Consider the following 10,524-nt stretch of genomic DNA (forward strand, 5'->3'; position numbering starts at 1 on the left):
GGAGCAGTCCGCGCCCCTGCCCGCTCGGCGAGCAGGGGCGCGGACTGCTCCTCGTGAGTGCGCTCGCCTCCGGCTGGGGCGTCACGCCCCGGCCTCCCTCGGGCAAGACCGTCTGGGCCGAACTTCCCGCCCCTCCGGGACAGACCTTCGGGGACACCGCTCCCCCCGGGGCTGATCCGAGGTGACCGGTCACGGCAGGTGCGTCCCTGATCGGCCACCCGCCCGTCCCGGGGAAGAGGGACCCTCGGGCCGGAAGGCCGTCTCGGGCCGGCGCTCGCCCTCACCGGCCGATCAGGTCGGCTCTCCGGCGGGTCCGGCTCATCGGTGCAGGTGGGACAGGCTTCCGTCCTGTACGGGGTAGGGGCGTTCGCGGGGCAGGAGCTGCCGTGCGGTGTCCAGGTCCCCCTCTCGTACCCGCTCGTGGACCGTGCGGGCGAGTGGCGTGACGTCGGTGATGCGGACGATCCACTCGTCGGCGTAGAGGCGTGCGGCCTCACCGGCGAGGCCGAGCTGGAGCGACCGGTGGGGAAGCGGCCGGAGGAGCAGGTCGCGTTCGGGGTCCCACTGCACCCGGGCCGGGGCCCGCTTCAGCCGGCGCCTCCAAGTGGCGCGGTCGGTGTGGAGCCCGTGCTCGTAGTGGGACAGGCAGGCGTGCGCCAGTGCCCACTCGAAGCCTTCGCGGGTGATCTCGACGGCGAGGACCGTCTCCTGGCCCTCCTTGGTGCCCCATCCGCAGCGGTACATCATCCACAGGAACGAGGGTTTGGTCAGTTGACTGCACTAGCTCAGGCCACGGCTCGACTCCGTGACCTTGGTTCACGAGCATGCGGGGGTGCATGAAGCTCCTTCGATTCATCGAGATCTGATTGACGGCCGGGTACGGCTGCCCCGGATGGGGGCGGTGGTAGAAGGCGAGTCGCCTTCGTTGCCGTGGCGTGTGGTGGATGCTGCTGATCGGGAGATCGAGCCGGTCAGCAGTTACCTTCGGGACCGGATGCTGGGCGACGTCAGCCCGCTGACATGTCGCAGCTACGGCTTCGACCTGCTGCGCTGGTACCGAGTGCTCTGGGCACTGGACGTGGGCTGGGAGCAGGCCACCGAGGCGGAGACCGCCGCGTTGGTGGGTTGGCTCCGTTCGGCTAGCAACCCGCAGCGCCAGCGCCGGGCAGGTGGTCTCCGGGCCGGGACGGTGAACCCAAAGACGGGCAAGCCGACGCTTCGGGCCGGGTATGCGCCGGCGACCATCGCTCACAACCTTTCGGCAGTTCATGGGTTCTACGCCTTTCACCTGCACTTCGGCCGGGGTCCGGTGGTGAACCCGGTGCCTGAGAACAGGGCACGCCGTGCTGCGCTCGCGCACCTGTCGCCGATCGAGGCCCGCGCCGCCTACCGGCGCGGTCGGCTGCGGCCGAAGGTGCCTGCCCGGCAACCGCGGGCACTGCCCGATCGCCAGTGGGACGAACTGTTCACGCAGATGAAGTGCGCACGGGACCGGGCATTGCTGTCCTGCTACGTCTCGTCTGGCGCCCGAGCCTCCGAACTGCTCGGGGTCGAACTCGGAGACGTCGACTGGGTCAAGGGCCAATTGTGGGTGATCTCCAAAGGCAGCCGGGCCCGGCAACCGGTTCCGGTATCGCCCGAGGCCCTCGCCCACCTTGCCGCCTACCTGGAGGAGGCCGGGCTCCCACCCGACGGCATGCCACTCTGGCGCACCCGCCGAGGCCAGCCGAGACCGCTGACCTACTGGGCGGCCCGCCGCATCATCCAGCGCGCGGACGAAGCGATCGGGGCGAACTGGACGCTGCACGACCTGCGGCACACCGCCGCTACCCGACTCGCCCGCGACCCGGAGCTGACGCTGGTGGAGGTGCAGACGATCCTGCGACATGCCCATATCAGCACCACGGCGCTTTACACCGTGGTCGGACTGGACGACCTGGTGGACAAGCTCGCAGAGCACTACGCACGGCCGGTCCAGCCGACCACGTGGCCGCAGCGATACGAGGCGAGCGACATCGAGGCGGTGTTCGGTGCCGGGCGCTAAAGTCGGCGACAGCCTGCGGCTTCAAGGCCCGACGACCAACCGGGTCCGCCGCCATGAGAGTGCCGAAGGCCGGGTGTCGACCGGAAACTTCGCGCCTACTGCCATCATTCCCGCCCCTCCGCCACGGCCGATGCGGCCGCCTCGCTCGCTTGGGGACTTCGCGACGGCCTCGGTGGAGGAGATCACCGAGGTAGTCATCGGGCACTTCCTACCTGCCGGCTCCAAGACGTGGCGAGCACGTCAAGAAATGCAGGAGTTCCTCGGCTACCTGGCCGGATTTCCTGGAGATACCTGGCAGGAGCGCTGGGAAGCCACCGGTCATGACGCGGGCATTCCCGTCGGCCGAGTCGCTGGGGACGACCGTGCCCTGAGTCGCCGACTGAGCGCGGCGGCGGGTCGTTGCTTCGCCATGCGGTTGATCCGACCCACGCTGCTGGGCCTGCGCTCCAACACCTTCACCCGCTACACCCCGTGGTTCCGCAGCATCGCGAAAGATCCGTGGCTGGAGGAGTTCTGCGAGCGGGTCGATCAGATGCCCGTCGGCTCCTCCCGCCGTGGCCGGGCGAAGTCCGACGTCTGCTACGCGTTGACGGTCTTCGGGATCGACCTGGACGGGCTCACGCCCGAGGCCCTGCTGCACTACGCCGTCGAATGCCGAGCCCATGCTCTGGCCGGGGAAGACGCCGAGTCGGGCACCTTCTCCGGCACACTGGCTTGGCCGGTGTTGCACGAGATGGGGCAGTTTCCGCGCTCCGCTCCACGAACTCTGCGGGCTGCTGTCACCCGGGGGCAGTTGTCGATCGAGGAAGCCGTAGACCGCCATCAGCTGCGCAACCGCGATGTGCGGGACCTGTTGGTGGAGTACGTACGCCGCCGCTCCGCCGAGCTGGACTACTCGACCCTGCGGCACCTGATCACCCGCCTGGTCAAGACGTTCTGGAAGGTGATCGAGGAGATCAATCCTGAGCAGGCCGACCTGCGGCTGTCGGAGGAGACCTTCACACAGTGGAAGGAGAAGCTGCTGGTCCTGCCCGGCGGCAAGCCGCGCCTGGACATGGACGGCCCGCTGCTGGCGGTCCGGTCCCTCTACCTCGACCTGCACACCTGGTCCGTCGCCGAGCCCGAGCGGTGGGCGAAATGGGTCGCGCCCTGCCCGGTCCGGGACGCCGACCTGCGCCACTTCCAGCTGCGCCGGCGCCGCCTGAACGAACGGATCGCCAACCGCACGCGAGTCCGCCAGCCGCTGCTGCCGATCCTCTCCCAGCACGTCAACGACACCTGGCACCAGCGCAGAGAGCTGCTCAAGGCCGCGCAGAGCGTGAACCCCGGCGAAGAGTTCGTACACGACGGCACCACGTGGCTTCGGGTGTCCTGCAACGAGCATCACAACCGGCCCCCGGTCCGTGTGGTCAACCGCACCACCGGCGACCTCGTACGCGTCTCCCAGGACGAGAACGCCGCGTTCTGGGAGTGGGCCGTCGTGGAGACACTCCGGCTGGCCGGCCTGCGCGCCGAGGAACTCACCGAACTGAGCCACCTCAGCATCAGGCAGTACCAGCGCCCCAACGGCGAGGTCGTCGCGCTCCTCGTCATCAGCCCGTCCAAGAGCGACCGCGAACGCGTCATCCCCATGTCGGCCGAGCTGTTCCACGTCATCGCACAAGTCATCCGCCGCCACCGCGAGGAACACGGCACCGTCCCGGTCTGCGCCCGATACGACCTGCACGAGAAGGTTTGGAGCGAGGAACTGCCCTACCTCTTCCAGACCGTCCACAGCGGCAGCCAGCGCGGCATGTCCAGCACCACGGTATGGCGCATCGTCCGACGCGCCTGCAATGAGCTGGCGGCCACACATCCGGAGTTCGCCAACGTCCACTTCGCGCCCCACGACTTCCGACGGCTGTTCGCCACCGAGCTGGTGAACAACGGCCTGCCCATTCACATCGGCGCCGCCCTGCTCGGGCACCTCGACATCCGCACCACCCGCGGCTACGTCGCGGTCTTCGACGAGGACGTCATCAGCCACTACCACCAGTTCCTCGCCCGACGCCGAGCAGCACGGCCGAAGGAGGAGTACCGAGAGCCCACCCGCGACGAGTGGGAGGACTTCCAAGAGCACTTCGACAAGCGCCGCGTCGAGCTCGGCTCCTGCGGCCGTCCCTACGGCACCCCGTGCGCGCACGAACACGCCTGCATCCGCTGCCCAATGCTCAGCATCAACCCGAAGATGCTGCCCCGCCTGGACGAGCTGGAGGAGGACCTCCTCGCCCGCCGCGAGCGCGCTGTCGCCGAGGACTGGCGGGGTGAGATCGACGGACTCGATCTCACCCTCACCTTCCTGCGCGGCAAGCGCGAGCAGGCCCGCCGTTTCCAGCGAAGTGGCCAGGTTTCGCTCGGGCTTCCCGTCGTCCCACATCAGAAGTCCCAGATCACAGGGGGGTGAGAGGAGCGCAGACGCCAGCAGTGCGAGCTGCGTGATCACATTGGACAATCGCTGCCAACCAGGAGGCCCAGAATGCTGTTGCGCAATGTGGTGCTTGAGGATGTCGACGCTTACATCCGGATGCGATGCGATCCCGACATGATGAAAGATCTCGGGGGTCCACTGCCGCGAGAAGGCATGGATGAGAAGGTGCAGCGCGATGTCCGCCGGGCTGCCGAGGACACCGCCTGGACCAAAATGATCATCCCCGAAGCAGCTGATCCCTCGGTCGTCGCCGGAACTGTCTCGCTGTGGTCCCACGAAGCCGACGACCAGCACATCTCCGAAATCGGTTGGATGGTCCTGCCCGCCTTCCAAGGCCAGGGCTACGGCAAGCGAGCCGTGCGGGCACTGCTTGAGATGGCCAGGGAGGACGGCCGCTGGGGACTCGTCCACGCCTTCCCCGCAACCAGCAACCTGCCTTCCAATGGCATCTGCCGCGCTGTCGGCTTCACGTTCGTTGAAGAACAGAGCCTGGAGTTCGCCGGTCGCGTTCTGGAGACCAACCACTGGATCATCGACCTACGCACCGATTTGACCTGACCATCACCGAGCCAATGGTGCAGAGAAGATCCATGTCATCCGGTCCCGTTTCCACGCCGGGGGGAAACGGCCCTCCCGGGCCGCCGGCAGGCCGATCTCCGGTGGGTACGCCTGGTGGACTGTGACCGTGGAGTCCGTGTGCAGGGCGCGGATCCGGTACCGGGGTTCTGTCACGGGAACAGGGTGGGCGCGCCGTTCCGCGCGCGCCATCGAATTACCGTGGTGGGGTCCGCCCCCGCCGTCGGCGGTGGGCGCGCCCTCGGTCGGGACGACCGCACGGGAGCACTCCGGCACAGTTGCTCGAAAATGATCGATTTTCGGCCAGTTCCTGACCGGGTGGAGGGTGTTGTTCCCCCTCTCGGGGGTCCACTTCGGTAACTCGTTGCTTATGGGTGGGGTCGGTCTGTCACCCTGGCGGCATTGATCGAGGTGTATTCGTACGAACAGTCCGGGAGCTGCCCATGGGGGCCATTCCGACGCAACGGGAGACCTCGCGTGCCGCCTCGGAGGCGCCCGCGCGGGCGTGCGCCCGGGCGGACGCCACCCTGTCCGGCGGCCCCCTCGCCCCGGGGGCCGCGCGGGCCCTGGTGCGGGCGGCGCTCGCCGAGTGGACGGAACAGGTGCTGCCCGGTACCGAGCACCTCACCACCCGGGCCGGCGACGACGCCACGCTCATCGCCAGCGAACTGGTCACCAACGCCGTCGTGCACGCCGGGACCGAGGTGCGGCTGAGCTGCCGGCTCGAGGCGGACACCGGTGCGCTCGTCATCGAGGTCGCCGACCGCCACCCCACCCGCTCCCCGCGCGACGGCGAACCGGACGCGCCGCCCGGTGAGGGGCCCGAGAGCCCCGAGTACGGGCGCGGACTGCGGCTCGTGGCCGCGCTCTCCGAGGCCTGGGGGATCACGTACCGGCCCGGCACGCACACGAAGTCGGTCTGGGCCCGCGTCCCCGCCCGGGGCCGCGCGGTGGACGGTACGGACGGCGCGGACGACGGGCGCGGCCCGCACGGCACCGGCGATGGCCCGGACGGGGTGGACGACTGGATCGACGCGTACGCCCACACGTACGTGCACGGGGGAGGGCCGGACCCGGAGCCGCCGTACGGGGCCGGGGCGCGCGGCGGGGAGGCGTGGAGCGCGTACCGGCAGGACGGGACCTGGCTGGGGCGCGGGGCGCTGTCCTTCCTGGCCGAGGCGTCCGACCTGCTCGCCGGGCAGCTCGACGAGGACCTCGTCACCGCGCTCACCGGTCAGCTGATCGTGCCGCGGCTGGCCGACTGGTGCGCGGTGTGGCTGGAGGACGAGACCGCCGGCCACGGCGACCGGAGCGACGGGGGGCGGGCCGGCGGGGCCCGCCTGGCCCGGGTCTGGCACGCGGACGAGAGCCGCGTCGAGGAACTGGGAGGGGTGCTCGAACAGAATCCGCCGCCGCTCTCCGACCCGTTGTCCCCCGGCCCGCTCGCCTACCCCTGGCCCGAGAAGGTGCTCGACCCGCCGCGGACCGGCTTCGGCCACCTGCCGGAGGGCTTCGGTTTCCCGGAGGTTCCCTACGGGGTGCCGGAAGTCCCCGCCGGACCGCCGCAGGCCCCCTCCGGCGGCGGGGCGGAGGGGCCGGACGGCCTCCCGCCGTACGACCACGGCATCCCCGTGGCCGCCGACACCGCCCCGGACCCCGCCCCCGGCGCCGCCCTCGCCTACCGGCTCGTCGCCGGCGGACGGCCGCTGGGGACGCTGGTGATCGGGCGGGCCGGGATCGGACGGTTCCCCGACGAGGTCACCGGGCTGGTGGAGGACCTCGGGCGGCGCGTCGCGCTCGCCATCGGCGCCGCCCGGCAGTACGCCCGGCAGGCCACCATCTCCGCCGTGCTCCAGCGCGGGCTGCTGCCCGGCGCCGTCGCCGAGATCCCCGGCGTGCGCTCCGCGTTCGTCCACGAACCCCTCGACGAGGGCGGACCGAGCGGCGACTTCTACGACCTGTTCCAGGCCGGCGAGGGCCGCTGGTGCTTCGCCATCGGCGACGTCCAGGGCAAGGGCCCGGAGGCGGCCGTCGTCATCGGGCTGGCCCGCCCCTGGCTGCGGCTGCTCGCCCGCGAGGGCTACCGCGTCGCCGACGTCCTCGACCGCGTCAACCAACTGCTCCTGGACGACGCCACGGAAGCCGCCGACGCCGCCGCCCGTGCCCTCGTCGCCGCCGGCGCCCGCCCGACCGCCCCCGGGGACGGCCCGCAGACCCGCTTCCTGTCCCTCCTCTACGGGGAACTCACCCTCGCCGAGGACGGCGGCGGAGGTGAGGACGGCGAGGGTGCCGGAGGCGTCCGCGCCCGCGTCACCCTCGCCTCCGCCGGGCACCCCCTGCCGCTGCTGCTCGCACCCGACGGGACGGTCCGCACCGTCGCCCAGCCGCAGACCCTGCTCGGGGTCGTCGAGGACGCCACCTACACCAGCGAGACCTTCGAGCTGCGCTCCGGCGAGACCCTGCTCTGCGTCACCGACGGCGTCACCGAGCGGCGCTCCGGCTCCCGCCAGTTCGACGACGGGGACGGGCTCGCCGCGGCACTGGCCGGCTGCGCCGGACTGGACGCCGGCCTGATAGCGGAACGCATCAACCGGCTCGTCCACGAGTTCGGCGCGCGCCCGCCGGCCGACGACCTCGCCCTGCTCGTGCTCCAGGCGGACTGACCTCCGCGACGCGGAGCGACCGGGGCGGAGGAGCCGGTGGGGGAAGGGCGGCGCGGGAAGGAAGCAGGGCGAGTGCGGGACAATGGAGCACATGCCTTCCGCACTCCCCGACGGCGAGCCCGTCCCCGCCGACGGCGCGCTGCCCGCGTCCGCGCTCGCCGGGGCCGCCGGCCGCCCCCTCGGGTTCTACCTGCACGTGCCGTACTGCGCGACCCGCTGCGGCTACTGCGACTTCAACACCTACACCGCCACCGAGCTGCGCGGCAGCGGGGGAGTGCTGGCCTCCCGCGACAACTACGCCGACACGCTGACCGACGAGGTCCGCCTGGCCCGCAAGGTGCTCGGCGACGACCCGCGCGAGGTCCGCACGGTCTTCGTCGGCGGCGGCACGCCCACCCTGCTGGCCGCCGACGACCTCGTGCGGATGCTGGCCGCGATCCGCGACGAGTTCGGGCTCGCGGCGGACGCCGAGATCACCACCGAGGCGAACCCGGAGTCGGTCGACCCCGCCTATCTGGCCACCCTGCGCGAGGGCGGCTTCAACCGGATCTCCTTCGGCATGCAGAGCGCCCGCCGGCACGTCCTGAAGGTCCTGGACCGCACGCACACCCCCGGCCGCCCGGAGGCGTGCGTCGCCGAGGCGCGCGCGGCGGGCTTCGAGCACGTCAACCTCGACCTGATCTACGGCACCCCCGGCGAGTCCGACGACGACTGGCGGGCCTCGCTGGACGCGGCCCTCGGCGCGGGCCCCGACCACGTCTCGGCCTACGCGCTGATCGTCGAGGAGGGCACCCAGCTGGCCCGCCGCATCCGGCGCGGCGAGGTCCCGATGACCGACGACGACGTCCACGCCGACCGGTACCTGATCGCCGAGGAGACCCTGTCGGCGGCCGGATTCGACTGGTACGAGGTGTCGAACTGGGCCACCTCGGACGCGGGCCGCTGCCTGCACAACGAGCTGTACTGGCGCGGCGCCGACTGGTGGGGCGCGGGCCCCGGCGCGCACTCCCACGTGGGCGGGGTGCGCTGGTGGAACGTGAAGCACCCCGGCGCGTACGCGGCCGCCCTGGCCGGGGGCCGTTCACCGGGGGCCGGGCGCGAGGTCCTCTCCGAGGAGGACCGCCGGGTGGAGCGCGTCCTGCTGGAACTGCGCCTCAAGGAGGGCGTCCCGCTGTCCCTCCTGCGCGCGGAGGGCCTGCGGGCCGCCGGCAGGGCCCTCACCGACGGCCTGCTCCAGCCGGGCCCGTACGAGGAGGGACGGGCCGTGCTGACCCTGCGGGGGCGGCTGCTGGCGGACGGGGTGGTCCGGGACCTGGTGGACTGAACGGGCTCGGGGGCGCGAGCCCCGGGGGTTCAGGCCGGCTCCGTGACGAAGTCGATCAGTTCCTCGACCCGGCCCAGGAGCTCCGGTTCCAGGTCCTTGTAGGACCGCACCCGGCCCAGGACGTGCTGCCAGGCCGCCCCCGTGTTCTCCGGCCACCCCAGGGCCCGGCACACGCCCGTCTTCCAGTCCTGGCCGCGCGGCACGCGCGGCCAGGCCCCGATGCCCAGGGAGGACGGCTTCACCGCCTCCCAGACGTCGACGTACGGGTGGCCCACCACCAGGGCGTGCTCGCTGGTGACCGCCTCGGCGATGCGCGACTCCTTCGAACCCGGCACCAGGTGGTCCACCAGGATGCCCAGCCGCGCGTCCGGGCCCGGACCGAACTCCTCGACGATCGCCGGGAGGTCGTCGACGCCCTCCAGGTACTCCACGACCACGCCCTCGACGCGCAGGTCGTCGCCCCACACCTTCTCGACCAGTTCGGCGTCGTGCCGCCCCTCGACGTAGATGCGCCCGGCCCGCGCCACGCGCGCGCGGGCACCCGGGACGGCCACCGAACCGGACGCCGTACGGGTCGGCCGGGCCGGACCGGCGGCGGGCCGCACCAGCGTCACCACGCGCCCCTCCAGGAGGAAGCCGCGCGGCTCCAGCGGGAACACCCGGTGCTTGCCGAAGCGGTCCTCCAGCGTCACCGTGCCCGCCTCGCAGCGGATCACCGCACCGCAGAATCCGCTGCCGGGCTCCTCCACCACCAGACCGGGCTCGGCCGGCACCTCGGGGACGGGACGGGACTTCTTCCACCCGGGGGTCAGGTCAGGAGAGTACTGGCGCATTCCGATGACGATAGGAGAAACAGGCCCCCGTTCGGCCGAAGGGTCAGCCCGACACGCCGACCCGGGCCGCGAGGACGTCACGCTGGGCCCGTACGAACGCCGCGTCCACCGCCGCACCGTGACCGGGGACGTACACCGCGTCCTCACCGCCCAGGGCCAGCAGCCGGTCCAGGGCGCCCGGCCACTGCGACGGCACGGCGTCGGGGCCCGCCTGCGGCTCCCCGGACTCCTCCACCAGGTCACCGCAGAACACCACGTCCGGATCGCCGGGCACCAGGACCGCGAGATCGTGCGCCGTGTGCCCCGGGCCCACGTTCGCGAGCAGCGCCCGCCGCCCGCCGCCCAGGTCGAGCGCACGTTCGCCGGTCACCGTGTGCCGGGGCGCGACCAGCGCGTCCACCGCCTCCCGGGCCTCGCGCGCGTCCAGACCGTGGCGCTCCGCGTCCGCGCACAGATCCTCCCGCCCGCGCGCCAGCACCGTGTCCAGGCCCACCGCGCCGAACACCTCCGCGCCCGCGAACACCGCCGCCCCCAGCACGTGGTCGAAGTGGGCGTGGGTGAGCGCGAGATGCGTCACACGCCGCCCGGCGAGGGCCTGCGCCCCGGCACACGGTGAC

At 71.9% G+C, this 10,524-nt stretch carries 8 protein-coding genes and 2 pseudogenes; 6 read left to right on the forward strand and 4 right to left on the reverse strand.

Going from position 1 to position 10,524, the window contains the following annotated elements; translation table 11 throughout:
* Positions 1 to 185, forward strand: a 185-nt coding sequence (locus tag AOK18_RS33630) for an ATP-binding protein (protein ID WP_478078847.1), incomplete at its 5' end; no start/stop codon positions are given.
* Between the two features lie 133 nt (positions 186 to 318).
* Here the strand turns inward: AOK18_RS33630 and AOK18_RS20465 are convergent.
* Positions 319 to 765, reverse strand: a pseudogene (locus AOK18_RS20465) (DUF4291 domain-containing protein); the annotation flags it as partial.
* A gap of 229 nt (positions 766 to 994) precedes the next feature.
* Between AOK18_RS20465 and AOK18_RS20470 the strand changes: the two are divergent.
* From AOK18_RS20470 to AOK18_RS20480, 3 genes are all read left to right on the forward strand, one after another.
* Positions 995 to 2,044 (forward strand): tyrosine-type recombinase/integrase, encoded by a 1,050-nt coding sequence (locus tag AOK18_RS20470; protein ID WP_055695317.1) that lies wholly within the window; start codon positions 995 to 997, stop codon positions 2,042 to 2,044.
* Positions 2,045 to 2,453: 409 nt separating this feature from the next.
* On the forward strand, positions 2,454 to 4,487 hold the full coding sequence (locus AOK18_RS20475; protein ID WP_055695313.1) for a tyrosine-type recombinase/integrase: 2,034 nt from the start codon (positions 2,454 to 2,456) through the stop codon (positions 4,485 to 4,487).
* Between the two features lie 72 nt (positions 4,488 to 4,559).
* Positions 4,560 to 5,069 carry a GNAT family N-acetyltransferase gene (locus AOK18_RS20480; protein ID WP_055695314.1) on the forward strand — a complete coding sequence of 170 codons (510 nt, stop codon included), beginning with the start codon at positions 4,560 to 4,562 and terminating at the stop codon, positions 5,067 to 5,069.
* A gap of 27 nt (positions 5,070 to 5,096) precedes the next feature.
* On the opposite strand, the pseudogene AOK18_RS31160 reads toward AOK18_RS20480, so the two are convergent.
* Positions 5,097 to 5,279: pseudogene (locus AOK18_RS31160) on the reverse strand (DUF4291 family protein); the annotation flags it as partial.
* Positions 5,280 to 5,530: 251 nt separating this feature from the next.
* On the opposite strand from AOK18_RS31160, the gene AOK18_RS20485 reads away from it, so the two are divergent.
* The gene (locus tag AOK18_RS20485; protein WP_055695315.1) at positions 5,531 to 7,750 is read left to right on the forward strand and encodes a SpoIIE family protein phosphatase; all 2,220 of its coding nucleotides are present in this window, start codon (positions 5,531 to 5,533) and stop codon (positions 7,748 to 7,750) included.
* Between the two features lie 91 nt (positions 7,751 to 7,841).
* A complete protein-coding gene (gene hemW / locus AOK18_RS20490) occupies positions 7,842 to 9,074 on the forward strand; it encodes a radical SAM family heme chaperone HemW (RefSeq protein ID WP_055695318.1) in 1,233 nt (410 codons plus the stop codon).
* A gap of 29 nt (positions 9,075 to 9,103) precedes the next feature.
* Here the strand turns inward: hemW and AOK18_RS20495 are convergent, their stop codons facing one another.
* Both AOK18_RS20495 and AOK18_RS20500 read right to left on the reverse strand, forming a co-directional pair.
* On the reverse strand, positions 9,104 to 9,907 hold the full coding sequence (locus AOK18_RS20495) for a DUF3097 domain-containing protein (protein ID WP_055695316.1): 804 nt from the start codon (positions 9,905 to 9,907) through the stop codon (positions 9,104 to 9,106).
* A gap of 43 nt (positions 9,908 to 9,950) precedes the next feature.
* Positions 9,951 to 10,524: MBL fold metallo-hydrolase (locus tag AOK18_RS20500; protein ID WP_055695319.1), on the reverse strand; the 574-nt coding region annotated here is incomplete at its 5' end.

The sequence above is a fragment of the Streptomyces prasinopilosus genome, assembly GCF_001419695.1.
In the GTDB taxonomy this organism is placed as follows: Bacteria; Actinomycetota; Actinomycetes; order Streptomycetales; family Streptomycetaceae; genus Streptomyces; species Streptomyces prasinopilosus.

Bases quoted from the DNA above. Each gene is read 5' to 3' on its own strand.
- AOK18_RS20470 (WP_055695317.1), top strand. From the start codon at position 995: ATGCTGGGCGACGTCAGCCCGCTGACATGTCGCAGCTACGGCTTCGAC.
- AOK18_RS20475 (WP_055695313.1), top strand. From the start codon at position 2,454: ATGCGGTTGATCCGACCCACGCTGCTGGGCCTGCGCTCCAACACCTTC.
- AOK18_RS20480 (WP_055695314.1), top strand. From the start codon at position 4,560: ATGCTGTTGCGCAATGTGGTGCTTGAGGATGTCGACGCTTACATCCGG.
- AOK18_RS20485 (WP_055695315.1), top strand. From the start codon at position 5,531: ATGGGGGCCATTCCGACGCAACGGGAGACCTCGCGTGCCGCCTCGGAG.
- hemW (WP_055695318.1), top strand. From the start codon at position 7,842: ATGCCTTCCGCACTCCCCGACGGCGAGCCCGTCCCCGCCGACGGCGCG.
- AOK18_RS20495 (WP_055695316.1), bottom strand. From the start codon at position 9,907: ATGCGCCAGTACTCTCCTGACCTGACCCCCGGGTGGAAGAAGTCCCGT.